Origin of the sequence: Streptomyces sp. NPDC057743, from assembly GCF_042798755.1 — a bacterium.
Lineage (GTDB): Bacteria > Actinomycetota > Actinomycetes > Streptomycetales > Streptomycetaceae > Streptomyces.
The window spans coordinates 14,532-37,734 of record NZ_JBHVJX010000055.1; the positions used below are offsets into that span (position 1 = coordinate 14,532).

General features: G+C 71.5%; 21 protein-coding genes. 12 read left to right on the forward strand and 9 right to left on the reverse strand.

Annotation, left to right across the window (positions count from 1 at the left end):
- The first annotated feature begins 99 nt into the window (after positions 1-99).
- The 7 genes from ACFVFQ_RS35685 to ACFVFQ_RS35715 all read left to right on the forward strand — a co-directional run bounded on the left by ACFVFQ_RS35685 (position 100) and on the right by ACFVFQ_RS35715 (position 9,676).
- Entirely contained in the window at positions 100-942 is an 843-nt protein-coding gene (locus ACFVFQ_RS35685) for a slipin family protein (RefSeq protein WP_383424336.1), read from the forward strand.
- Between the two features lies 1 nt (position 943).
- Positions 944-1,801 (forward strand): universal stress protein, encoded by an 858-nt coding sequence (locus ACFVFQ_RS35690; RefSeq protein ID WP_383424338.1) that lies wholly within the window; start codon positions 944-946, stop codon positions 1,799-1,801.
- Positions 1,802-2,257: 456 nt separating this feature from the next.
- The gene (locus ACFVFQ_RS35695; RefSeq protein WP_383424378.1) at positions 2,258-5,902 is read left to right on the forward strand and encodes a nitrate reductase subunit alpha; all 3,645 of its coding nucleotides are present in this window, start codon (positions 2,258-2,260) and stop codon (positions 5,900-5,902) included.
- Complete coding sequence (narH, locus tag ACFVFQ_RS35700) at positions 5,902-7,515, forward strand: nitrate reductase subunit beta (RefSeq protein ID WP_383424340.1); 1,614 nt, start codon at positions 5,902-5,904, stop codon at positions 7,513-7,515. Before ACFVFQ_RS35695 ends, narH begins: the two co-directional genes overlap by 1 nt.
- Positions 7,516-7,538: 23 nt before the next feature.
- Positions 7,539-8,210 (forward strand): nitrate reductase molybdenum cofactor assembly chaperone, encoded by a 672-nt coding sequence (gene narJ, locus ACFVFQ_RS35705; protein WP_383424342.1) that lies wholly within the window; start codon positions 7,539-7,541, stop codon positions 8,208-8,210.
- Between the two features lie 16 nt (positions 8,211-8,226).
- Positions 8,227-8,970 (forward strand): respiratory nitrate reductase subunit gamma, encoded by a 744-nt coding sequence (gene narI, locus ACFVFQ_RS35710; protein ID WP_383424344.1) that lies wholly within the window; start codon positions 8,227-8,229, stop codon positions 8,968-8,970.
- A gap of 469 nt (positions 8,971-9,439) precedes the next feature.
- Positions 9,440-9,676, forward strand: coding sequence for a hypothetical protein (locus tag ACFVFQ_RS35715; RefSeq protein ID WP_383424346.1), 237 nt, complete (start codon positions 9,440-9,442; stop codon positions 9,674-9,676).
- A 266-nt stretch (positions 9,677-9,942) separates the two neighbouring features.
- On the opposite strand, the gene ACFVFQ_RS35720 is transcribed toward ACFVFQ_RS35715, so the two are convergent.
- Positions 9,943-10,809, reverse strand: a complete 867-nt coding sequence (locus ACFVFQ_RS35720) for a universal stress protein (RefSeq protein ID WP_383424348.1) — start codon at positions 10,807-10,809, stop codon at positions 9,943-9,945.
- 497 nt (positions 10,810-11,306) lie between these two features.
- Between ACFVFQ_RS35720 and ACFVFQ_RS35725 the strand changes: the two genes are divergently transcribed.
- Positions 11,307-11,609 carry an SHOCT domain-containing protein gene (locus ACFVFQ_RS35725; RefSeq protein ID WP_383424380.1) on the forward strand — a complete coding sequence of 101 codons (303 nt, stop codon included), beginning with the start codon at positions 11,307-11,309 and terminating at the stop codon, positions 11,607-11,609.
- A 165-nt stretch (positions 11,610-11,774) separates the two neighbouring features.
- Here the strand turns inward: ACFVFQ_RS35725 and ACFVFQ_RS35730 are convergent, their stop codons facing one another.
- From ACFVFQ_RS35730 to acsA, 5 genes are read right to left on the reverse strand one after another with little or no spacing between them, the layout of a single operon-like run.
- The gene (locus tag ACFVFQ_RS35730; protein ID WP_383424350.1) at positions 11,775-12,020 is read right to left on the reverse strand and encodes an acyl carrier protein; all 246 of its coding nucleotides are present in this window, start codon (positions 12,018-12,020) and stop codon (positions 11,775-11,777) included.
- A 16-nt stretch (positions 12,021-12,036) separates the two neighbouring features.
- Positions 12,037-13,440, reverse strand: a complete 1,404-nt coding sequence (locus ACFVFQ_RS35735) for a dihydrolipoamide acetyltransferase family protein (protein WP_383424352.1) — start codon at positions 13,438-13,440, stop codon at positions 12,037-12,039.
- 2 nt (positions 13,441-13,442) lie between these two features.
- On the reverse strand, positions 13,443-14,438 hold the full coding sequence (locus tag ACFVFQ_RS35740; RefSeq protein WP_383424354.1) for an alpha-ketoacid dehydrogenase subunit beta: 996 nt from the start codon (positions 14,436-14,438) through the stop codon (positions 13,443-13,445).
- A gap of 3 nt (positions 14,439-14,441) precedes the next feature.
- Positions 14,442-15,470, reverse strand: a complete 1,029-nt coding sequence (pdhA, locus tag ACFVFQ_RS35745; protein WP_383424356.1) for a pyruvate dehydrogenase (acetyl-transferring) E1 component subunit alpha — start codon at positions 15,468-15,470, stop codon at positions 14,442-14,444.
- Positions 15,467-17,254: an acetate--CoA ligase gene (gene acsA, locus ACFVFQ_RS35750; protein WP_383424358.1), complete on the reverse strand. Its 1,788-nt coding sequence runs from the start codon at positions 17,252-17,254 to the stop codon at positions 15,467-15,469. The genes pdhA and acsA overlap by 4 nt, the downstream gene beginning before the upstream one ends.
- A 208-nt stretch (positions 17,255-17,462) precedes the next feature.
- On the opposite strand from acsA, the gene ACFVFQ_RS35755 reads away from it, so the two are divergent.
- A complete protein-coding gene (locus ACFVFQ_RS35755; RefSeq protein ID WP_383424360.1) occupies positions 17,463-18,338 on the forward strand; it encodes a universal stress protein in 876 nt (291 codons plus the stop codon).
- Between the two features lie 160 nt (positions 18,339-18,498).
- On the forward strand, positions 18,499-19,170 hold the full coding sequence (locus ACFVFQ_RS35760) for a CBS domain-containing protein (protein ID WP_383424362.1): 672 nt from the start codon (positions 18,499-18,501) through the stop codon (positions 19,168-19,170).
- A gap of 31 nt (positions 19,171-19,201) precedes the next feature.
- Here ACFVFQ_RS35760 and ACFVFQ_RS35765 read toward each other — a convergent pair whose 3' ends face one another.
- Both ACFVFQ_RS35765 and ACFVFQ_RS35770 read right to left on the reverse strand, forming a co-directional pair.
- The gene (locus ACFVFQ_RS35765) at positions 19,202-20,281 is read right to left on the reverse strand and encodes a YbhN family protein (RefSeq protein WP_383424364.1); all 1,080 of its coding nucleotides are present in this window, start codon (positions 20,279-20,281) and stop codon (positions 19,202-19,204) included.
- Positions 20,282-20,370: 89 nt separating this feature from the next.
- Positions 20,371-20,559: a hypothetical protein gene (locus ACFVFQ_RS35770; protein WP_383424366.1), complete on the reverse strand. Its 189-nt coding sequence runs from the start codon at positions 20,557-20,559 to the stop codon at positions 20,371-20,373.
- Positions 20,560-21,127: 568 nt separating this feature from the next.
- Between ACFVFQ_RS35770 and ACFVFQ_RS35775 the strand changes: the two genes are divergently transcribed.
- The gene (locus ACFVFQ_RS35775) at positions 21,128-22,084 is read left to right on the forward strand and encodes a rubrerythrin family protein (RefSeq protein ID WP_383424368.1); all 957 of its coding nucleotides are present in this window, start codon (positions 21,128-21,130) and stop codon (positions 22,082-22,084) included.
- A 287-nt stretch (positions 22,085-22,371) separates the two neighbouring features.
- The gene (locus tag ACFVFQ_RS35780; RefSeq protein ID WP_383424370.1) at positions 22,372-22,848 is read left to right on the forward strand and encodes a universal stress protein; all 477 of its coding nucleotides are present in this window, start codon (positions 22,372-22,374) and stop codon (positions 22,846-22,848) included.
- 118 nt (positions 22,849-22,966) lie between these two features.
- On the opposite strand, the gene ACFVFQ_RS35785 is transcribed toward ACFVFQ_RS35780, so the two are convergent.
- The coding region (locus ACFVFQ_RS35785) for a sensor histidine kinase (RefSeq protein WP_383424372.1) at positions 22,967-23,203 on the reverse strand (237 nt) is incomplete at its 5' end.

The window sequence follows — 23,203 nt, forward strand, 5'->3', positions numbered from 1 at the left end:
GGGGAACCGGTCGGTCCCGGCGAGTGGCCCGGAGGACCCAAGCGGGCGCGACCGTGGGCGTTGCAGCGTGGAGGGCAGCACCGCAAGGAGGTGGACGCCATGGCGAACCTCGGCGTCGCGATCGTGCGTCAGTACCAGCGCGGAGTGGTGTTCCGCTTCGGGAGGTTGCACAACGTGCGGGAGCCGGGCATCCGCTTCATGGTCCCCCTCGTGGACCGGATGTGGAAGGTCACGCTGCGGACCGTGACGATGCCGATCCCGTCCCAACAGGTCATCACCCGGGACAACGTCTCCATCGGCGTGGCGGCCGTCGCCTACTTCCGCCGGGTCGACCCCGTGAAGTCCATCGTGGAGATCGAGGACGTGTCGGCGGCCATGGGCCAGATCGCCCAGACCACCGTGCGCAACGTCGTCGGCCGCTCCCTCCTCGACCAGGTCCTCACCGACACCGAGACGCTCAACACCCAGATCAAGGAAATCCTCGACGGCTTGACCCAACGCTGGGGGGTCTACGTGCTGTTGGTGGAGCTGAAGGACATCGAGCTGCCGCCCGCGATGCAGCGGGCCATGGCCCGGCAGGCCGAGGCCGAGCGGGAGAAGCGCGCCAAGATCATCGCGGCCGAGGGGGAGGCGCTCAGCGCCGACCGGCTCGCCGAGGCCGCCGACGTCATCAGCGCCCACCCCGTCGCCCTGCAACTGCGCAACCTCCAGATCCTTTCCGAGATCGCCGCGGAGAAGAACTCGACCATCGTCTTCCCCGCGCAGTTCCTCGAAAGCGCCCGCGCGCTGAGCCGGTTCGTCGAGGACGAGACCCGACGGGCGACGACCCCTTCGCCGGCGTTCCCCTCCGGGCACCGGGCCGCCGGGGCGGGCGGAGCGGACCGGGGCGACCCGAGCCCGCGCCGGAGCACGCCGGCGAACGAGCCCCTGGAGGTGGTGTGACATGGACGGCCCGGTCCTCGTCGGGCTGGACGGCACCGGCAACAGCGTGCCGGCCGTGTGCTGGGGCGTCGAGGCAGCTGCCGCCCGGGGGTTGCCCCTCCAACTCCTGCACTCCTGGTCCTCGACGCACTGGCCGGTCCCGCTCGCACGAACCGAAGCCGAGCGGCGCAGCCACGGGACCGAGGTGCTGGCGCGTGCCCAAGCGGTGGTCGAGCAACTGCGGCCCGGAATGCGCGCGGTGACCGAGCTGGTCGACCGGGACGCGGCCGACGTGCTGGCCGAACGCAGCGGGACGGCCTCGCTCCTGGTGCTCGGCTCCCGAGGGCACGACGCGCTGGCGGGCTTCCTCCTGGGGGCGGTGAGCCTGCGGATTCTCGGCCGCGCGCAGTGCCCGGTGGTCATCGTGCGCGGGGACGAGTGCTCCTCGGGCCCCGCCCCGCAGGTCGTCGTCGGGGTGCAGGAACCGGACGCCGACGACGCAGTGCTGGACTACGCGTTCACCGCGGCCGCGGCCCACCGCGTCGGCCTGAGCGTCGTCCATGCCTGGGCGCCTGGCACGGTCATGGGTGGGTTGGACGTGCCCGCCGCCGATTACGGGGCGGATGCCACGAGGGCGGCGGACGAGCGTGAACTGCTCTGCGCGGGCCTGGCTCGTTGGCGGGAGAAGTTCCCGGACGTTCAGGTGGCCGAGCGGGCGCTTGAGGGGCGGACGGTGCCCGTGCTGTTGAGTGCCTGCGCGCGGGCCGGGTTGCTGGTCATCGGCCGCCAACCGCACCGCTCTCCGATGCCCCTTGGACCGGTCGTGCTCGCCCTGCTCCACCACTCGGGCTGTCCGGTCGCGGTCGTACCGCGGGGATGAGCCGCCGGGTACGCCCCAGTGCCGTCCGCGGCGCCGTGGGGACACCGGAACCAGGGCCGCGTCGGCGGTATCGCGCGATTGGCGGCTTGCAGCTCCGGTGAGGCGTACCGAGACTGGCGGTGGTCGTTCGGCCCGAGCGCGGAGGCCGTACCCGCGAGCACAGGCAGACGGTCGGCTCGTCCTCCTTCGGCAGCTGTGAAGAGGTGGTGAGATGACGGCGAACCGGCTCGCTACCTCCCAACCCCCAAGGATGCCAGTCGCGTTGGGCACGCCGCCCGGTCCGCGTGCTTGTGACCGTCGACCTGCCGCTCGCCCTCCCGGCCCGTTGGGGGCACCGCGTCGGTCGGCTCTCTCCCGTGGGCCAGCGCGCACCGCCGTCGGCACCCGCCCCTTAGCGCGGCGCAGGAGGCGAAGAGCGTGAGCACCGACCGCGTGGCTGAGGCGTGCGAGCGGCTGATGCGTTCGGCACAGTACTTCTTCCCCGGCGAGCAGTCACCGGACCGGCGCGCGCTGTACCGCGAGGGTGGGCGGGCGGCGGAGGAGTTCTACCGAGAGCGGTGGCGGCACGACCGGGAGGTGCGCTCCACGCACGGGGTGAACTGCACCGGATCCTGCTCGTGGAAGGTCTTCGTCAAGGACGGGCTCATCACCTGGGAGACGCAGGCCACCGACTACCCCTCGGTGGGGCCGAACTCCCCGGAGTACGAGCCACGGGGGTGCCCGCGCGGCGCGTCGTTCTCCTGGTACACCTACTCGCCCACCCGGATCCGCTACCCGTACGTGCGCGCCCCGCTGCTTGAGCTGTGGCGACAGGCCAAGGAACGCACCGCGGATCCGGTTCAGGCGTGGGAGTGGCTGACCCGCGCCCCCGAGCGCGCGTCGATGTACAAGCGAGCGCGCGGCAAGGGAGGGTTCGTGCGCTGCTCCTGGCCCGAGGTGACCGAACTGGTCGCGGCGGCCTATGTGCACACCGTCAAGCGGTACGGCCCGGACCGCATCGTCGGGTTCTCCCCGATCCCGGCGATGTCCATGGCCTCGTACGCCGCCGGGACCAGGTTCCTGTCGATGATCGGCGGGACCATCTCCTCGTTCTACGACTGGTACGCCGACCTGCCGATGGCCTCGCCGCAGGTCTTCGGCGACCAGACGGACGTGCCGGAGTCCGGTGACTGGTGGAACGCCGGCTATCTGATCGTCTGGGGCACCAATCTGCCGTTGACGCGCACGCCGGACGCGCACTTCATGACCGAGGCCCGCTACCGCGGCCAGAAGGTCGTGGTGGTCTCGCCGGACTACGGCGACCACACCAAGTTCGCCGACGACTGGCTGGCGGCGGCTCCCGGCACCGACGGGGCGCTGGCGCTGGCCATGGGACACGTGATCCTGACCGAGTTCTACCGCGACCGGCAGGTGCCCCGGTTCGCCGAGTACGCGAAGACCTACACCGACCTGCCGTTCCTGGTCCGGCTCCGGGCACGCGACGGTGCGTACGTAGCGGACAAGTTCCTCACCGCCGCCGACCTGTCCGGGACCGCGGAGGACGGCGCGGACTTCAAGACGGTGCTGCTGGACGCGCGCACCGGGGAGCCCGCGGTGCCGAACGGGTCGCTGGGTTTCCGCTGGACGGAGTCGGGGAGGGGCCGGTGGAATCTGCAACTGGACGGCGCCGACCCGCTGTTGACCCTGTACGGGCGTTCCGACGCCGAGGCGACGGCGGTGGACCTGCCCCGGTTCGACACCGGTACCGGCGATTCGGGCGGTGTGCTGCGGCGCGGTGTACCGGCCGTGCGGGTCGGCGGGCACCTGGTGACCACCGTCTTCGACCTGGTGCTCGCACAGTACGGAGTGGCCCGCGACGGGCTGCCCGGTGGGTGGCCGTCGGGATACGACGACGCGTCCGCGCTGTACACCCCTGCCTGGCAGGAGCCGATCACTTCGGTGCCGGCGAAGGCCGTCGCCCGAGTGGCCCGGGAGTTCGCGCGCAACGCCGAGCGCACCGGCGGCCGTTCGATGATTGCGATGGGGGCGGGGACCAACCACTGGTTCCACTCCGACCAGATCTACCGCGCCTTCCTCTCGCTGCTGATGATCACTGGCAGCCAGGGCGTCAACGGCGGCGGTTGGGCGCACTACGTCGGGCAGGAGAAGGTGCGGCCGCTGACCGGCTGGTTCCATCTCGCCTTCGGCCTGGACTGGCAGCGCCCGACCCGGCACATGGTGGGCACCCCGTTGTTCTGGCTGGCCACCGATCAGTGGCGCTACGAGGCGTTCTCCGCCGACGCGCTGGCCAGCCCGCTGGGCGAGGGGCAGTTGGCGGGGCGGACCATGCCGGACTGCAACGCGCTAGCCGCCCGGCTCGGTTGGATGCCCTCCCATCCGGCGTTCAACCGCAACCCGTTGGACCTGTGCGACGAAGCGCGGAAGGCCGGCAAGGAGGTGCCAGAACACGTCGTCGACGAGCTGAAGAGCGGCCGGCTGCGGTTCGCCGCCGAGGACCCGGACGACCCGGCCAACTTCCCCCGGGTGCTGACCGTTTGGCGGGCCAACCTGTTCGCCTCCTCGATGAAGGGCCACGAGTACCTGCTGCGGCATCTGCTCGGAACGGACGACGCGGTCACCGCGGTCGAGACCCCGCCCGCGCTGCGCCCGCGCGAGGTGACCTGGCGCGATCCGGCGCCGGTCGGCAAGCTCGACCTCTCGGTGGCGGTCGACTTCCGGATGACGAGCACCTGCCTGTTCTCCGACGTGGTGCTGCCCGCCGCCACCTGGTACGAGAAGTACGACCTGTCCTCCACCGACCTGCACCCCTTCGTGCACGCGTTCCAGCCCGCGATCGCCCCGCCCTGGCAGGCCCGCACCGACTTCGATGTCTTCCACGCCATCGCCGCCGAGTTCTCGAAGCTGGCGGCGGCTCACCTGGGAGTGCGCCGGGACGTGATCGCGGCGCCGCTCGCGCACGACACCCCCGACGAACTAGCCCAGCCGCACGGCAGGGTGCGGGACTGGAAGGCCGGTGAGTGCGAGCCCGTGCCGGGCAAGACCATGCCGAAGCTGATCGTGGTGGAGCGCGACTACGCGGCGGTGGCCGAGAAGATGGCCGCGATCGGGCCGTTGCTGGACACCCTCGGCACCACCACCAAGGGCGTCACATGGAAGCCCGACCGGGAGATCGGCCTGCTGCGGCGCAGCAACGGCACCGTGCGCGGCGGCGTCGCCGACGGCCGGCCGTCCATCGCCCGCGACGACCAGTTCTGCGAGGCGATCCTGGCACTGTCCGGCACCACCAACGGCCGCCTGGCGGTCGCCTCCCTGCGCGCTCTGGAGACGCGCACCGGCGTGGACCTGGCCGATCTGGCGGAGGAGCGCGCCGGCGACCGGATCACCTTCGAGGACACCCGCACCCGGCCCCAGGCGGTGATCACCTCGGCGGAGTGGTCCGGCACCGAGTCGGGCGGCCGCCGCTACTCCCCGTTCACCCTCAACGTCGAGCGCCGCAAGCCCTGGCACACCCTCACCGGCCGCCAGCACTTCTACCTCGACCACGACTGGCTGGCCGAGTTCGGCGAACAACTCCCCGTCTACCGGCCGCCGTTGAACATGTTGGCGCACTTCGGCGACCCGACCCGCTCGCCGGACGGCCGCCCAGAGCTCGTGGTGCGGTACCTGACCCCGCACTCGAAGTGGTCGATCCACTCCGAGTTCCAGGAGAACCTGCACATGCTCACGCTCTTCCGCGGCGGCCCGGTGCTCTGGATGAGCCCCCAGGACGCACAGGCCATCGGCGTCGCGGACAACGACTGGGTCGAGGCGTACAACCGCAACGGTGTGGTCGCCTGTCGCGCGGTGGTCAGCCACCGCATGCCGCGGGGCACGGTGTTCCTCTACCACACCGTGGACCGGCATCTGAACGTGCCGAAGACGGAGACGTCCGGTCTCCAGGGCGGCGGCGACAACTCGTTGACCCGGCTGTTGATCAAGCCCACCCATCTGATCGGCGGCTACGCCCAGTTGTCCTACGCCTTCAACTACATCGGCCCGACCGGCAACCAGCGCGACGAGATCACCGTCGTCCGCCGCCGCAGCCAGGAGGTGCGTTACTGATGCCGCGCGGCAAGGGCACCATCGGACGCGTCATGGCCCAGGTCGCCATGGTGATGAACCTCGACAAGTGCATCGGCTGCCACACCTGCTCGGTCACCTGCAAGCAGACGTGGACCAACCGGCCCGGAGCCGAATACGCCTGGTTCAACAACGTGGAGACCAAGCCCGGCGCCGGATACCCGCGCCGTCACGAGGACCAGGAGAAGTGGAAGGGCGGTTGGACCCTGAACCGTCGCGGCGCCCTGAAGCTGAAGGCGGGCGGACGGCTGCGCAAACTGGCGACGCTGTTCTACAACCCCGAACTGCCCTCCCTGGACGACTTCTACGAGCCGTGGGCCTACGACTACCAGCAGCTGACCAGTGCCCCGTTGATGTCCGAGGGCTTCCCCACGGCCCGCCCCAAGTCCCAACTCACCGGCCGGGACACGTCTGTGGCGTACGGCCCGAACTGGAACGACGCCCTGGCCGGCGGGCCCGAGTGCGCGGCCGACGACCCGAACCTCGCGGGGCTGTCGGAGCGGGTGCGGTTGGAGTTCGAGCGCGCGTTCATGTTCTACCTGCCGCGGATCTGCGAGCACTGTCTCAACCCCTCCTGCGTCGCCTCCTGTCCGTCGGGGGCGATGTACAAGCGGGAGGAGGACGGCATCGTCCTGGTCGATCAGGACCGCTGCCGCGGCTGGCGGTTCTGCGTGTCGGGATGCCCGTACAAGAAGGTGTACTTCAACCACCGCACCGGCAAGGCCGAGAAGTGCACCTTCTGCTATCCACGGATCGAGGCCGGAGCGCCCACCATCTGCTCCGAGACCTGCGTGGGTCGCCTGCGCCACCTTGGCGTGCTGCTCTACGACGCGGACGCCGTCCGCCGGGCCGCCTCGGTGAAGGACGAAAAGGCCCTGTACGAGGCGCAGTTGTCGCTCTTCCTGGACCCCGACGACCCCGAGGTGCGGGCGGCGGCGGAACGCGACGGGATCGCCGACGACTGGCTGCAGGCCGCCCGACGGTCCCCGGTGTACGCGTTGGTGAAGAGGCACCGGGTGGCGTTGCCGCTGCACCCGGAGTACCGCACCCTGCCCATGGTCTGGTACGTGCCGCCGCTGTCCCCGGTGACGGACGCGGTGCACGCCACCGGCTACCACGACGACGACCCCGACCGCGTCTTCGCCGCCATCGAGGCCCTGCGCATCCCCGTGGAGTACCTGGCCAACCTCTTCACCGCCGGGGACACCGGCGTCGTCGAGGGCGTGCTGCGCAAACTGACCGCGATGCGTGCCCACATGCGCGCCAGGCAGTTGGGCGACCCGCCCGACGGGGAACTGCTCGCCGCGGTCGGCGCGGACGCCGCGGACATCGAGGACCTGTACCAGTTGCTGGCGATCTCCAAGTACGACGACCGCTACGTCATCCCCAAGGCGCACGCCGAGGATTCCGGCGCCCTGATGGCCCAGCACTGCCCGGTGGGGTTCCCCGGCGACGCGGCCGACCCTACGGCGCCCGCCGCGCCGGGCGGCGGCCAGTTCCGCGACGGCGACGGCAACGTGCGTTTCAACCTCCTCGGTTGGAACGGCAACGGCCCGGCCCCCGGCCTCTTCGGCAGCGACGGGAGCGGCCGGTGATCCCCCGCCGCGCTCCTCGGACGGTGGCCGACACACCGCTGGTGCACCGCATCGCCTCGATCCTGCTGCGCTACCCGGACGCGACGATGCTCGCCAGCCTCGACGACGTCGCCCTCGCACTCCCCGCCGTCGCCGACCCGACGGACCGCACCCGACTCGCCAACGCCTGCGACCATGTGCGCCGCCTGGCTCCCGTCGAGGCGGCCCAACGGTACGTGGCCGCCTTCGACCACACCCGCCGCCGCTCCCTGCACCTGACCTACTACCGGCACGGCGACACCCGCGCCCGCGGCATGGCCCTGCTGACCCTCAAACACACCTACCGGCAGGCCGGTCAGGAGCTCCCCGCATCCGAACTGCCGGACTACCTGCCGCTGGTCCTGGAGTTCGCCGCGCTTTCCCCCGAGCCCGGCCATCGCGTCCTCCTCCAGTGCCGGGCCGGACTCGAACTCCTCCGCCAGGCGCTCCACGAGCACTCCGCCCCGTACGCCGGTGTCCTCGACACGCTCTGCGCACGGCTGCCCCAACCAGGCCGCCGTGAGCGCGACACCTGGCGCCGCCTGGCCACGGAGGGACCGCCGGGCGAGCACGTCGGCCTGGAGCCGTTCGGCCCGCCGGAGCAGACCGGGCTGGCGTCCCCCGCACCGCACGAGCGGCCGTCGACGCCCCGCATCCGACCGAGACCGTTTCCGTGAACCCGAGGGAGAGCCGGTGAGTTCCTGGGACCTGTGGTGGTGGGTCATCCTGCCCTACGTCGCCCTCGCGATCTTCATCGTCGGCCATGTCTGGCGTTGGCGCTACGACCAGTTCGGCTGGACCAGTCGCTCCACCCAACTCCAGGAGAGCAGGCTGCTGAAGTGGGGCAGCCCCCTCTTCCACTACGGCACCTTCGCCGCCATCGCCGGCCATGTCGCCGGCATCCTCGTCCCCGCATCGTTCACCCGATGGCTCGGGGTCCCCGAGCAGACCTACCGCTGGTTCTCCGCCGTCGGCGGCACCGTCGCCGCGCTCTCCGTCCTCATCGGCGCGCTCGTCCTCGCCTTCCGCCGCACGGCCGTCCCCCGGGTGCGGGCCACCACCAGCCCCGTCGACTGGCTCGCCCTGTCCCTGCTGATCACCGTCATCGTCCTCGGCACCCTCCCCACCGTGGGCGTCAACCTCCTTGGCAGCGGCCACGATTACCGTCAGAGCGTCGCCATCTGGTTCCGCGGCCTGTTCACCGCCAGCCCCGAAGTCGACGCCATTTCCCACGCCCCGCTCGTCTACCGCGTCCATGCCACCGCTGCCTGGGCCATCCTCGCCGTGTGGCCCTTCACGCGGCTGGTGCACGCCTGGAGCGTCCCCCTGTGGTATCTGTGGCGCCCGTTCGTCCTCTACCGCTCCCGCGCCACCGCCCGCCCCAGCGAACCCGGCACCAGCGGACGCCGCTGGCGCCGCATCGGTACCCGCTACTGAGGCGAGGCCCTGATGGCCCCGGTGCCACTGCTGACCCTCGGTCACGGGACCGCCAGCCGCGACGAGTTGACCGCTCTTCTCCGCGGCGCCGACGTAGGGGTGGTCGCCGAACGCCGGGCGAGCTCATGGCGAACAGTCGCCGCGATCGTTTCGGCGTCGACCGGATTTCGCCTGGAACCGGTCGACCAGCGGTAGTTGGGTCGCCGTTTCCTCCACCGCATCATTCCGAAACGGTCAGTTTTAGTTCTGTAACAAGAGATCTTGCTCCCTTGAGGCAGAGGCAACCGCAGTGATGGGCTGCTGTGTGTCCGAGGGAACCCTCGGTACACCCAGCATGTCCACCCCGGGTGGCATTCCCGACCGGCCGTGCGGCCGGCCAGTGGTGCGGTTACCGCCATCACGCTCCCGGAGGGTGGATCCGCACGCCGTCGAGCGTGCACGCAAGACACCTGCACAAAGGAGAGAAGACATGCGCAAGTTCAAGCGCGCTGCAGTCGTCGCCGCTGGCCTCGTGGCCCTGTCCGGCGTTGCCACCGGAGCTGCCCAGGCTGCCGACCTCCAGACCATGGAAACGCAGGGCAACTACCAGACGGACTGTCACACCGCCCAGACCCAGCAGGAGTTGGACAAGGCAGTGGGGCACCACGTCACCATCGACCACTGCGAGGCTGACGGCCCCGGCAGCATGGTCATCTACTACTCCTGAGTCCCCACCGCGAACGGCGGCTCCTTTCGCCCCCTCGGGGGCCAGGGGAGCCGCCTTCGTGCTGTGACCGGACTGGGCGTTCCGAGGGTTCTCGCCACGTGCCGACACCTGCCGACCGAACGGTTCCGTGTGTTCCCGATCCGCCAACTTCCGGGCCCGCAGCCGGCGTTCCACCCACACCAGATCGGAGCCGATGCCCAGCACGAGGCCGCCGCAGGAACGGCACAACCCCGATGGCTGCTCCCGAACGTGAGATGTGGCGTCCGTCAAGCGGTGGCCTCGGTCGGCCGGGGGCGGACGACGGCGAGGGGACACTGGGAGTACTGCAACAGCGCTTGACTGACCGAGCCGATGGCCAGGCCGTGGAAGCCGCCACGGCCGCGGGAACCGACGATCAACAGGTCGGCCCGGTCGGAAGCGCGGGCCAGGGCGAGGATCGGGGTGTCCCGGACCACGTCCTCCCTCACGTCGACCGTGGGGTGTTCCCGCCGCAGCGGGGCCAGCCACTCTTCCAGCATGCGCTTGCGTTCCGCGGCCTCCTGGGCCGCCTTCTCGGGTTCGGTGCTGACCTGCGCGGGGAGCGCCGGAGCACCCGAGGCGTGCACTACCCGCAGTTGCACGTCGCGCACCGAAGCCTCGTGGAAGGCGTAGGCGAGGGCGGCCTCGGAGTGTGCCGAACCGTCGGCCCCGACGACTATGCGACGGTGGCCCGCGGTGACATGGTTGACGACGACCACCGGGCAGGCGGTGTGCCCGACGACCTGCACGGTGACCGAGCCCAGCAACAGGCTCGCGAAGCCGCCCGTGCCCTTCGCACCCAGCACGAGGGTGTGCGCATGCTCGGACTCCGACAGGAGAACCGCTGCCGGGGCCCCCGACGGCAGATCCGAAGTGACGTCCAGTCCGGGGCGGAGCTCCTTGGCGATCGCGGTGGCTTCGTCCACCACGCCCTCGTCGCGCTGGTGCTCCCACCAAGCGCGTGCTTCCGCCGTGAGCTCCTGATCGTGTTCCGACGGCAGGACGTGGACGATGCGCAGGGGATGTCCGTGCAGCGCGGCCTCGTGGGCAGCCCAGGTCAGGGCGCGCAGACTGCGTCCGGAGCCGTCAACTCCGACGACGATTGGATCGGTCATGGGTCCTCCTCGGCTCGTGGCGCGGGGCGGTTCTCGGCGGCGTTCGGTCCGCGTGGCGCGTCGAAGTCGCGCCCGACTCGCTGCCCTTCGGTCTCCTCGACATCCGTGGTTTCCTGTGCTGAACGTGTCACAGGGGAAGTGGGGTGGGTTATGGGACGAGCCGCCCGGATGAAGGGCCGTCCGGCCCACGGGTAGGGACCGGTCGGAACCCGGCCGCGGCGTCGCCACACGCCTGTGCCGATCGGCTGACGGGCTGCCCCCGGGGTGCGGTGGTCATGTGGCGCCCTTCGTGCCATGACGAACTCGGCGGCTCCTGCCGAGCTTCGGTCCCCCTTGCCTCCGTCGCCCTCCTCGCGTGCCCGCCCGAAATACGGGCCCACCGGTACCCGGCGGGGGCCGTCCGGACCTCTTCAGCCCGTGTGCCCGGGAGGGAGCATGAAGGGGAGGCACCGCGGGCGCCTGCTCCAAGCCGTCCCTGACCTGGGAAGTGAACCGTGATGATGTACTGGTACGGAAACGGCGGCGGGTGGATGTGGCCGTGGATGCTGGTCGGCAACATCCTGTTCTGGCTGCTGATCATCATCGTTGCCGTTCTGATCTTCCGCGCCTTCGCCCAGCGTTCACACAGCGGCGGACACCCCAACCAGGGCACCCCGCCCCCGCCCGGCACCCCCGGCCACGGGTCCGGTGCCGAACAGATCCTGAGCGAGCGGTACGCGCGCGGCGAGATCGACGAAGAGGAGTACCAGCGGCGTCTGGCCACCCTCCGAGGCTCACCGTCAGGCCCGACGCAGTCCTGAATCCGACGCAGCCCTGAAACGGTCAGGCAGGCTTGGGAGTTGGCCAGCACCGCACCTGCGGCCGGTGTTCCGTGCGGCCAACGGTGCAGATCAGCCCGAGCCTTCGGGCCCCGGCGTGGTTGACGTGACCGTGGTTGACCTGCCGACCGGCGACGTCACGGCCGATCACCGCGCATGGCTCACCAGGAACCTGGTGCTGTCCGCGAGCGTGGTGAGGTAGGGGGTGTCCTCGTCGTCGATCCGGACGCCGGTGCGCTTGGTGAGGAGTTCGAGGAAGGTCAGGAAGTCGAGCGAGTCGATTCCCAGCGCGTCCCGGAAGGTGTCGTTGGGGCCCAGGGTGGTGACGTCGGCGTCCGGCACGACGTCGGCCAGCGACTCCTTGACGATGGCCAGGGCTTCGTCGCGTTTCATCGTTCCTCCGGGTGTTTCATAGTTCCTCCGGGCCCTGCAAGAGGCGGTCGACGGCGGTGAGGTAGCGGGCTCCGGTGGCGCCGTCGGTTGCCCGGTGGTCCGCCGAGAGGGTGGCCGTGACCACGGGCCGTACGCCGAGCAGGCCGTCGACCGCCCACGGCCGTTCGACGACCCGGCCGAAGCCGACCAGGGCCACTTGGGGTGGGTAGATGACGCCGAGGACGGATTCCACGCCTTGGTCACCGAGGTTGGTGACCGTGAGGGTCGGGTCCGCCGCCTCCGAGCCGCGCAGCCGGCTGGTGCGGGCGCGAGCGACCAGGTCCTTCAACTCGGCCATCAGGGACGGGAGTTCGAGGGTGTCGGCGTGGTGCAGGACGGGGGCGACGAGGCCGCCGCCGCGCAGGGATATCGCCACGCCGAGGCGTACCTCGTCCTCGGCGGCGAAGCGGTCGTCGATCCAGTAGCCGTTCACCTCGGGTACCTCCCGCGCCGCGCGGGCCGCGGCCTTGAGCAACAGGGCGGCGGGCAGGATCCGTTCGGTGACCGGGGCACGGTGGTTGTGGTGGTGAAGCCAGGCCAGGGCCGCGGTCATGTCGACCGTGGTGGAGAGGTAGTAGTGGGGGATGTCCCGGTTGGCGCGGGACATCAGGCCCGCTATGGCCTCGCGCATCCTCGCCTCCCGCCGGCGCTCGACGGGGCGGGCGGGTGTCCCGTGGGCAGCTTGCGGCTCGATCGGCGCCGTCGGGCCGGGGGCCGCGGCACGGACGTCCGCCGCGCGGATGGTGCCGTTCGCGCCGGCGCCCCGTACGCCGGCGAGGTCAACGCCCAGTTCGCGGGCCAGCCTTCGGGCGTAGGGGGTGATCCGGGTGGGCGGTCGACCTGCGGGAGCGGCTCGCTCGACATCAGCGCGGGTGATGCGCCCGCCGGGCCCCGTCCCATGGACGGTGTCCAGGGCGATGCCGGCCCGCTCGGCGAGGTGTCGGACGAGGGGACCTTCGTCTCCGCGGCCGCGGTGCGGGGTTCGTTCGCGGCCGGGGGGAGGGGCGGGTGCCTCCGGGGCCGTAGCGGGCTTCGGCTTCCGCGTCGTCTTCCGCGGCCTCGGCCGTGCCCTCTCCTCCGGCGGGAGGCGTTGCGGGTTCGGCGACCTTGCGGGGGGCGCCGGTTGCCCGGCCGCGCCGAGCTTCACCGTCGTATCGATCCGCGCGAGCGGTGTGCCCACCGGTACGGTCGTGCCCGGGGACACGAGCAACTGCCCGACCCTGCCGGTTTCGAAGCACTCCACCTCGATGGTGGACTTCGCGGTCTCGACGACCGCGACGGGGTCTCCTTTGTGGACCAGGTCGCCGGCGTGCACCAACCACTCCTGGAGCACCCCCTCGTCCATGTCCGCGCCCAGTGACGGCATCGTGAAGTCGGCCATGGTCAGCCCACCGCCCGGTGTGCGGCCGCCACGATGTCGGCGGTCTGCGGCAGCGCGGCCTGTTCGAGCAGGCGCGCGTAGGGGATGGGGGCCTCCGCGCTGCACACCCGCTCGACCGGCGCGTCCAGTTCGTAGAGCGACTCCTCGGCGATCCTCGCCGACACCTCCGCGGCGAGACTGCCGCTGCGCCAGCCCTCGTCGACCACCACCGCGCGGTGCGTGTGCGCCACGGAGGCGGCGAGAGCCGCACCGTCGAGGGGGCGGAGGCTGCGCAGGTCCAGGACCTCGGCGTCGATGCCGTCGGCCGTCAGCTCGTCAGCCGCCGCGAGCGCTTTGGGGAGCGAACCGCCGTAGGTGATCAGGGAGATGTCGGTGCCCGGTCTGCGGACCGCGGCGTGGTCCAGGTCCACCGAGGCGCCGGGCGGGGCGAGTTCGCCGTCCGCGTTGTAGAGGCTGCCGTGCTCGAAGATCAGGACGGGATCGGGGTCGGCCAGCGCGGGGGCGAGCACACGACGGGCGTCCTCGACGGTCGCCGGGGCGAGCACCCGGATGCCGGGGATGTGCGCGTACCACCCTTCGAGGCTGTGCGAGTGCTGCGCCGCCAGTTGCCGTCCCGCGCCGGTCGTCATCCGGATCACGAGCGGTACGGACAGCTGGCCGCCGGACATGTGCAGCAGGGTGGCGGCGTTGTTGAGGATCTGGTCCAGGGCGAGCAGGCTGAAGTTGACGGTCATGATCTCGACGATCGGCCGCATTCCGTTCAGTGCCGCGCCGATGCCCGCACCCACGAACGCGGACTCCGACAGGGGGGTGTCGCGCACCCGCTCCGGCCCGAACTCCTCCAGCAGGCCGAGGCTGACGCCGAAGCAGCCGCCGTACCGGCCCACGTCCTCGCCCATCAGGAAGACCCGGTCGTCGGCGCGCAACGCCTCGCGGAGGGCCTCCCGCATCGCCTCCCGGTACGTCGTCTTCGTCCCACCGTCGTGGCCCACGGCCATGGGTCACCTCACCTCCACGGGGCGGCTGGTGACGTGCGCCAGCAGGTTCTCGACCGGCTCCTCGGGCGCCTCCTCGGCCGCCGCGACGGCGGCGTCGACCTCCTCGGTGACCCGGTCCTCGACACAGTGGAGCAACTCCTCGACCGGCTCGCCGTCCTCGCGCATCCGGTCCGTGAGGCGGGTGATCGGGTCACGGGCCTTCCACCGCTCGATCTCCGCCCTGTCGCGGTAGCGGTCCGGGTCGTACATCGAGTGGGCGCGGAAGCGGTAGGTGCGCATTTCGAGGAAGTGCGGTCCGCCGCCACCCCGGATGCTCTCGGCCGCGCGACCGGCGGCCCGCGCTACGGCTTCGACGTCCATGCCGTCCACCGCCCAGGCAGCCATGCCGTAGGAGGCGGCGCGCAGGGCCAGGTCGGTCTGCGCCTCGTGCCGGTCCAGGGCGGTGCCCATGGCGTACAGGTTGTTCTCGCACACGAACAACAGCGGGAGCCCCCACAGCGCGGCCAGGTTCGCCGTCTCGTGGAACTCGCCCTCGGCGTAGGCGCCGTCGCCGAAGAAGCAACAGGTGGGGCGGGTTTGACCGCGCATCAGGTCGGCGAGCGCGAGCCCCGCGGCCAACGGGAGCCCGCCGGCGACGATCGCGTTGCCGCCGTAGAAGCGGCGTTCGGCGTCGAAGAGGTGCATGGAACCGCCCCGGCCGCCGCTGCACCCGGTGGACTTGCCGTACATCTCGGCCATGATGTCCGCCGCCGGGATGCCGCGGGCCAGCGCGTGACCGTGCTCGCGGTAGGTGGACACCACCGCGTCCTCGGTGGTCAGGGCCTCGTTGACGCCGACGGCGACGGCCTCCTCGCCGATGTAGAGGTGGACGAAACCGCGGATCTTCGCGGCGCTGTACAACTCGACGCAGCGCTCCTCGAAGCGTCGGATGCGCAGCATGGCGTGCAGCAGCTCGCCGCGATGTCCGGCCCGGGCCATCACGTCCGAGCCGGGGACGGACTTGCGCTTGTGGGTGCCGGCCCTCGGGCTCATGCCGATCCCTCCAACGTGGACAAGTCGCCGGTCGGCAGCCCGAGTTCGCGGGCGCGCAGCAACCGTCGCATCACCTTGCCGCTGCGGGTCTTGGGCAGGTTCTGGTCGAAGGCGATCTCCCGGGGCGCGACGGCCGGCCCCAGCCGCCGCCGGCCGAAGGCCAGCAGTTCCCGGCGCAGCGCGGCCGACGGTTCGGTGCCCGGCCGCAGCGAGACGAACGCCTTGATGATGTCGCCCGCCACGGGGTCCGGCCGCCCGATCACCCCGGCCTCCGCGACGGCCGGGTGCTCCATCAGCACGCTCTCCACCTCGAAGGGGCCGACCAGGTGCCCCGCCGACTTGATGACGTCGTCGGCGCGCCCGACGAACCAGTACCAGCCGTCCTCGTCCCGCCGGACCAGGTCCCCGGTCAGGTACCACCCGCCGGCGAACGCCGCCGCGTAACGCTCCTGGTCGTGCAGATACCCGCGGAACATCGACGGCCAGCCGGGGCGCAGCGCCAACTCGCCCTCGACGCCCGGGCTTTCCACCTCCCGCACCGCGCCCCCGACGACCAGCGCGCGGCCGTCCGCACCGCGCTCCAGCACCGTCGCCTCCACCCCCGGCAGCGGACGGCCCATCGACCCGGGCCGGATCTCGCAGGCCGCGAAGTTGGCGATCATGATGCAACCGGTCTCGGTCTGCCACCAGTTGTCGTGGACCGGCAGCCCCAGCGCCTCCTGGCCCCACACCACGGCCTCCGGGTTGAGGGGCTCCCCGACGGACGCGACGAAGCGCAGCGCCGGCAGGTCGTGCGCCACCGGCTGGTCGGGGGACCGCCGGGGGCTGGTGCGCATCAGCATGCGCAGCGCCGTGGGCGCGGTGTACCAGACGCTGACCCGCTGCTCGTCGAGGATGCGGTACCAGCGCAGGGCGTCGAAGTCCCCCTCGTCGACCACGACCGTCACGCCATGGGTGAGCGGGGCGATGATGCCGTACGACATGCCGGTGACCCAACCGGGGTCGGCGGTGCACCAGTACACGTCCTCGGGGTGCAGGTCGAGCGCGTAGGCGGCGGTGGCGTGGTGCGCCACGACGGCATCGTGGACGTGGATCGCGCCCTTGGGGGACCCGGTCGTGCCGCTGGTGAAGTGCAGCAGCGCGGTCTCCTCGGGGGAGGTCGGCGGGATGACGAAACGGTCCGGGGCCGCGGCCATCAGCGCGTCGAACGAGAGCGTGCCGGGCAGCTCCCCGGCGCCGGGACCGACGATGAGGACGTGGGCGAGCCCGCGAAGCGCCGATCTGCGGTCGGCGACCTTGCGGCGATACAGGTCGGCCGTGGTGACCAGTACGCGGGCGTCTCCCAGCCGTAGGCGCTGCTCGACCGGGTCCGGCCCGAAGGCGGAGAAGAGCGGACACAGCACGCCGACGTTCTTCAGGGTGCCGAGGACGGCGGTGTAGAGCTCCGGGCACCGACCGAGCAGGGTGAACACCCGGTCACCGCGGCCGACTCCGAGCGACCGCAGAACGTGCGCGAAACGGGCCGTGCGGCGGGCCAGTTCCGCGTAGCTGACGGTGGTGACCGTGCCGTCGGGGGCGATACAGCGCAGTGCGACCCTGTCGCCGCGGCCCGATGCGGTGTGCCGGTCGACGGCCTCGTGCGCCATGTTCAGCCCGCCGTCGGGCAGACCGTCCAGCGCCGCCCGTGCACGGGACCAGCTGAAAGCCGAGCGTTCCCGCGCGTAGTCGGCGAGGTTGGGCGGCACACCCGCCGTGGCAGCCTTGCGGATCGTCTCCCACGCCATCGCGGATCCCTCCGGAACCCCCTCTTCCTCACGGTCAAGGAACCCGGTGCCGCACGCACGGGGCCGAAGGGCCCGGAAGCCGGGCCGGCTGGACCGTTGGGCGACGGGGCAGGGCCGAGCGGCCCTGTCACGGACCCCGCGGCGACGACACGCTGGAGGGGAAGAAAGGCCCGCATGGCCCGCTCCGACTCGTGAACGGAGGGCGGCAATGGCCATGGAATCCCTTGTCACCGTGGGACTGGACGGCTCGGCCGAGAGCCTGGCCGCCGCTCACTGGGCTGCCGAGGAGGCCGACCGCCGCAAGGCGACGCTGAGCCTGCTGCACGCCTGGCCGATGCTCGCCCCGGAAGCGGTGGGGACGCCGCCGGAGGTGGATCAGAACTACTGGGCGAAGCTGATCGTGCACGACGCCCACGTCGAACTCCATGACCAGTACCCCGACCTTCGCATCGCGGAGGACCTGGTCGCCGCGGATGCCGTGACCGCCCTGCTCGACGTGGCGCACCGGTCCCAGCTACTGGTGCTCGGTTCACGCGGACTGTCCCATGCCGCGAGCTTCTTCCTCGGCGACACCAGCATGGACGTCGTCGCGCAGGCCGAGTGTCCGGTGGCCCTGGTGCGCGCCGGGCTGGACCAGGACGCGCAGGCGGCCCCCCGCACCGGGGGAGTGGTGGTGGGGGTCAGCCTGCACGGCCCGTGCGACGAACTGTTGCGGTTCGCCTTCCAGACCGCCGCCGCACGCGAGGTGCCCCTGCACGTCGTGCACGGGCGGAGCCTGCCGGTGGCGGTGTATGTGCCGTGGGCCCTGGACCCCGACGCCATCAGCGAGATCACGGCGGACGCTCGGAAGGAACTGGACGAGGCGCTACGACCGTGGCGCGGGCGGTTCGCCGGAGTGTCGGTGGTCGACGTCGTACGGCTGGAGAGCGCCGCCCGGGCCGTGGTGCACGAGGCGGCCACCGCCGACCTGCTGGTACTCGGGCGACGCAGGCAACGGCCCGCACTGGCCCCGCGGTTGGGCAACGTCGCGCACGCCGCGGCGCACCACGCACCGTGCCCGGTCGCCGTCGTTCCGCACGACTGAACCACCGGCACGGACCCGCGCCCGCCGCGGTCCGCGGCGTCCGCAGCCAACCGCGCCGGCCCTCGTCGGAAGGCCGGGGCCTGGACGCGCGGCGACTCCCCACCGGGCGGATGGTGAAAGAAGGGCGTGCACCGTCAGCGCTGGAAGAAGGGACGGGTTGATGCTGCATCGGAAGGTCAAAGACCTCATGACGACGTCCGTGGTGCGCGTCCGGCGCGACACGGGCTTCAAGGACATCGCCCAGCACCTCACGGACCACGACATCACGGCGGTCCCGGTCGTCGATGACCAGGACCGTCCGGTCGGGGTGGTGTCCGAGGCGGACCTGCTGCGCAAGCAGCAGAGCCGCCCGGATCCCGAGGGACGTCGGCCTGACGCGCACCTACCACCCGGGGAACGCGCCAAGGCGCAGGCGCTCACCGCGGAGGGGCTGATGACCAGCCCGGCCGTCACGGCACGGCCACAGTGGTCGGTGGTGGAGGCGGCCCGCACCATGGCCCGCCACCGGGTCAAGCGGCTGCCTGTCGTGGACGACGCCGACCGACTGGTGGGCATCGTCAGCCGCACCGATCTGGTGCACGTCTTCCTGCGGCGGGACGCCACCATCCTCGACGAGATCACCACCGACGTCCTGGCCCGCACCCTTGGCCTGGACCCCGGCACGGTCACGGTCGAGGTGACCGAGGGAAGGGTGACGCTCGGCGGAACCGTGCCCTACCGCAGCCTGATACCCATCGCGCTTCGCCTGTGCCAGGGTGTCGACGGCGTCGTCGATGTGACGAACCACCTCGGCTTCGACGTCGACGACGCGAAGGGCCTGCCACGGTCGTGACGTTCTCCGCTCCCCACCGCCCCGGTTGGTTCTAGGGCTTGTCCGATGGAACAGGAGGGACGTTGCGCCCAGTTCGAGGAGCGTCCAGAGTGACGCCGATCCAGCACGCCCAGCCGATCGGCTGGAGGGCCCAGTAGCTGAGGGCGCGGTACAGCAGCGTCCCGCCGATCGCGGCGACCGGCGGCAGGCCGTACAGCACGAGCAGCGCGGACAGGGTCGTCTCGACCACACCCAGACTCCCTGGCGTCAGGCGCAGGCTGCCCGGGACCTGAGTGAGGGCGTATGCGAGGAGCAGGCCGGGCCAGGGCACGGCGACGCCCAGCGCCCACAGGCAGGCGGCCAGGCAGGCCGCGTCGAAGGCCCAGTTCAGCAATGCGAGGCCGGCCGGCCACAGCCAGTTCCTGAAACCGGGCCGCAGGCTTCGTGCCTGCTCCACCACCTGCGCCAGCGCCTGCGGTACTGCGCGTGCACGCGCGTGGCGTCGTGCCACGCCGTCCCAGTACCTCCGCGCCAGCGCGCGGGTGCCCGCCGAGTTGGAGAGCCCCAACAACACCAGGCCGACCAGCAACATCAGCCCCAGAACGCCGGCGAGTGGACGCAGCACGACGGCTGCGGTGGTCGCGCCCCCCGTGCCGGCGGCCAGCACACCGGTCACGACCAAGATGCCCAGGCCCAGCGCCGAGAGCGCTCCGGCGCAGAAGAGGACCGCGGCGGCCAGCGCCGGCCCCACGCGGCGGCGGCTGAGCTGCCGGAACGCCCAGGCAGTAGCGAGGGCGGCCCCTCCGGGCAGAGCGCCCGCCACGGCGTTGGCCGCCACCACGACCGCCGTCGTGCGCCGCAGGCTCCACCGCACACCCCCCGCCCCGAGCAACCAGCGGGATACGGCGGCGAGGCACACGATGGAGAGCGCTTCGCAGGCCACCGCAACCGTCAACTGAGGTAGATCCACCCGGGAGATGAGGGCGAACGCCCGTGCAAGTTCCCGCCGCCGCCAAACCGCCACCCCCGCCGCGGCCGCCAACAGCAGCCCCGCCCCGAACCAGGCTTTCCAGCCCGGTTGAACGAGCCGGGATTCTCCCCAGGTCGCACGGCCTTCCGACGGGTCAGGCACCTCCCGTCACCACCCTACGGACCGCGCCACGCGGCCAGTCGGTGCGTCCGCCGCCGTGAGCGACCGGCCACCCGCCCAAGGCGTCGCCGTCAGACTTTCTCCACGTCGTTCTCCCCGAAGAAGTAGTCCGGTCCGGAAGGGTCCGCATCGCGACGCACCTCGTAGTGAGACTCGCCCTTGCGGCCCTGCGTGACCTCCACGACGGTTCCCCGCTCAGTCCTTTCCGCCTCGTCGGGGTGCGTCGAGAAACCTACGTGGTCGCCCTTCTTGAACTGCATGGGGATCGCTTCCTCTCGTGCGACGGGACGGTCGGTGCCCCGCCTGCGCGTGTGCTGAGGCCCACTCGTGACGGCGGAGTCACCTGGGCACGACCGGCGTGCCATTCCAGGTAATTGCCGGGAAAACGTCCGCAGTAGGGCCGAACGGTCATTCCAGGCGGGAGTATCGGCGCGCAGACGGGCGGCGCAGGCGCACGGCGCACCCGTCCGCAGGGCATGGCTCCGGGGCCGGGTCGGGTCGGTTCGTCCCCGGAGCGCATCGAGGTGGTCGGCGATGCGAGGGCGGCCGGTCGTGCCACACTGCCCGCGGTCGGCTGCCGGGGCCATACAGATGGGATCTCGCCGTTCCGTCTGTGGGAGTCGGACCCGCGGACCCGCCGCGCGCAATCGGCTCAGGCCGTGGATTGTGGCCCCCGCAGGTGTCGGAATGCGGTGCACCCCTCTCACCTGGGCATTGTCACGGTGGGTGAGGTAAGGCGTCACCCGATCGCCGCGTCGTGATGGCTCGGGGCGTCACTCGTTGGTGTGATGCCTTGGGGGGTTCTCCGGTCCGAGTGTGGAGGTCCGCATGATCCCTTTCTCGATGCGTGCCCTGACGACGCGCACCCTGTCGACGGGTGCCCTGGCCCTTGCGGTCAGTGTGCCCGCGGCTGCCGCCGCCGTGGTGGCCCCCGAGGCGGTTGCGGCGTTGCACGCGCAGACCCGTACCGATCTCGATGCGTCGATGCGGGGCGAGGCGTATGCCTACGCCACCTACTCCCTGTTCGCCGACCAGGCACGCGCCAAGGGCCTGCCGTCGGTGCGGCAACTGTTCCAGCGCACGGCCAAGGTGGAGTTGGGGGAGCACTTCGCTGAGGAGGCCAAGCTCAGTGGTCTGGCCGGCAGTGACGCGGCCAACCTGCAGGCGGCGCTGAAGGGCGAGGAGTACGAATCGCACTCGATGTACCCCACCTTCGCCAGGCAGGCCCGGCAGGACGGCGACAGTGCCGCCGCCAACCTCTTCGAGGAGATCGCCAAGGACGAGGCCGGCCATCACGCCGCGTTCGCCAAGGCGTTGGAGGTCGTCCGCACCGGCAAGGGCACCATCCCGGCGCCGCCCGGCGTCCAACCCGTGACCGTGCGGGAGGGGGCGCCCAAGGTCCGCGCGGCACGGACGAAGCAGAACCTCGACACGGCGCTGCATGGTGAGGCCATGGCCTCAGCCAAGTACACCCAGTTCGCCAAGGCTGCCGCCGCGCACGGCAACCAGGCGCTGGCCCGTCTGTTCACCGGCACCGCCGACGTCGAGCGGCGCGAACACTTCGCCGGCGAGGCACAGTTGGCCGGCGTCGTCGGCTCCGCCCGCAAGAACCTCACCACCGCCGTCAACGGCGAACAGTACGAGTCCCGCATCATGTACCCCACCTACGCCCGCCAGGCCAAGACGGCCGGCGACGCCAAGGCCGCGGAGCTCTTCGCGCACAACGCCAAGGACGAGGCCGGCCACGCCCGTGCCTTTGACCACGCCCGCAACCAACTCCACTGACCCCACGGCCGCAGACGGCTGGGCGGGCCCTGTGCGCTCAGGGCCCGCCCGCGCCGTCGGTCACTGGGACACACGCCTCGCCACCCGGGCCGGCCTCCCACCGTCCGATCCTCCGCCCGTCGTCACATCCGGGGCAGAGGCCGAACGGCCGGGCCGGGGCCGGGTGGTCCCGGCGGTGTGGACCGGTGGCCCTAAGCGCCCGCACCTCGCTGCGCCGGAAGCTGACGACGGGCGGGGCCGCAAGGAGCGGTGCCGCTGCTGTCGGGTGCCGGATCACGGAGGTCGTCATGGGTGGAGAGCCGGGGCAGCAGGACCGCATCGTCGTGGGCGTCGACGGTTCGGATTCCTCGAAGGAGGCGCTGCGTTGGGCGGTGCGCCAGGCCGAGCTGACCGACGGTGTCGTGCGCGCGGTGACCGCGTGGGAGTACCCGCCGCTGTACGGCTCGATCGGCTGGATCGACGCGCCCCAGGAACTCGCCGGCGATCTGAAGGGTGTGGCGAGCCGAGCCCTCGATGACGCCATCGAGGAGGTCGTGCCGCCGGCGCAGGTGGCCCGGGTCCACCGCAGCCTGGCCTACGGCACTCCCGCGGCGGTGCTGTTGGACCAGGCCAAGGGCGCTGACCTGTTGGTGATCGGCAGCCATGGCCACGGCGGGTTCACGGGCGCTCTGCTGGGCTCGGTCGGTCAACACTGCACCCAGCATGCGCCGTGTCCGGTCGTCGTCGTCCGGAGCGGGCACGAAGTGCCGGACCACGGAACGTAGTTCCGCCCCGTCGCTCCGTCGCGGCGGCAGCGGTCGCTACGTTGGTGATCGCCAGCGGGGCGATGCGGACGCGGACGCAACGGACGTAGGGGCGGCGGGAGTCAGGCGGGGACGGGAGTCAGGCGGGGAGGGGCGCCGACCAGGTGAGGCGGGTTCCGCCGTCCTTTGGTGTGTTGATGGTCAGGGATCCGCCGAGTTCCTCGGCTCGTTGGGCGAGGTTGTGTAGGCCGCTGCGGCGGTTGGTGTGTTCGGGGATGCCCACTCCGTTGTCCGTGACGGTGAGGGTCAGCTGTCGGTGGCGCAGGGTCAGGGCCACGTCCGCGGTGTCGGCGTGGGCGTGGCGGGCGGTGTTGCT

What these genes read in the sequence shown, in the direction of transcription:
- ACFVFQ_RS35685 (WP_383424336.1), top strand. Translation starts at nt 100, where the DNA reads ATGGCGAACCTCGGCGTCGCGATCGTGCGTCAGTACCAGCGCGGAGTG.
- ACFVFQ_RS35690 (WP_383424338.1), top strand. Translation starts at nt 944, where the DNA reads ATGGACGGCCCGGTCCTCGTCGGGCTGGACGGCACCGGCAACAGCGTG.
- ACFVFQ_RS35695 (WP_383424378.1), top strand. Translation starts at nt 2,258, where the DNA reads ATGCGTTCGGCACAGTACTTCTTCCCCGGCGAGCAGTCACCGGACCGG.
- narH (WP_383424340.1), top strand. Translation starts at nt 5,902, where the DNA reads ATGCCGCGCGGCAAGGGCACCATCGGACGCGTCATGGCCCAGGTCGCC.
- ACFVFQ_RS35715 (WP_383424346.1), top strand. Translation starts at nt 9,440, where the DNA reads ATGCGCAAGTTCAAGCGCGCTGCAGTCGTCGCCGCTGGCCTCGTGGCC.
- ACFVFQ_RS35720 (WP_383424348.1), bottom strand. Translation starts at nt 10,809, where the DNA reads ATGACCGATCCAATCGTCGTCGGAGTTGACGGCTCCGGACGCAGTCTG.
- ACFVFQ_RS35725 (WP_383424380.1), top strand. Translation starts at nt 11,307, where the DNA reads ATGATGTACTGGTACGGAAACGGCGGCGGGTGGATGTGGCCGTGGATG.
- ACFVFQ_RS35730 (WP_383424350.1), bottom strand. Translation starts at nt 12,020, where the DNA reads ATGAAACGCGACGAAGCCCTGGCCATCGTCAAGGAGTCGCTGGCCGAC.
- ACFVFQ_RS35735 (WP_383424352.1), bottom strand. Translation starts at nt 13,440, where the DNA reads ATGGCCGACTTCACGATGCCGTCACTGGGCGCGGACATGGACGAGGGG.
- ACFVFQ_RS35740 (WP_383424354.1), bottom strand. Translation starts at nt 14,438, where the DNA reads ATGGCCGTGGGCCACGACGGTGGGACGAAGACGACGTACCGGGAGGCG.
- pdhA (WP_383424356.1), bottom strand. Translation starts at nt 15,470, where the DNA reads ATGAGCCCGAGGGCCGGCACCCACAAGCGCAAGTCCGTCCCCGGCTCG.
- acsA (WP_383424358.1), bottom strand. Translation starts at nt 17,254, where the DNA reads ATGGCGTGGGAGACGATCCGCAAGGCTGCCACGGCGGGTGTGCCGCCC.
- ACFVFQ_RS35755 (WP_383424360.1), top strand. Translation starts at nt 17,463, where the DNA reads ATGGCCATGGAATCCCTTGTCACCGTGGGACTGGACGGCTCGGCCGAG.
- ACFVFQ_RS35760 (WP_383424362.1), top strand. Translation starts at nt 18,499, where the DNA reads ATGCTGCATCGGAAGGTCAAAGACCTCATGACGACGTCCGTGGTGCGC.
- ACFVFQ_RS35770 (WP_383424366.1), bottom strand. Translation starts at nt 20,559, where the DNA reads ATGCAGTTCAAGAAGGGCGACCACGTAGGTTTCTCGACGCACCCCGAC.
- ACFVFQ_RS35775 (WP_383424368.1), top strand. Translation starts at nt 21,128, where the DNA reads ATGATCCCTTTCTCGATGCGTGCCCTGACGACGCGCACCCTGTCGACG.
- ACFVFQ_RS35780 (WP_383424370.1), top strand. Translation starts at nt 22,372, where the DNA reads ATGGGTGGAGAGCCGGGGCAGCAGGACCGCATCGTCGTGGGCGTCGAC.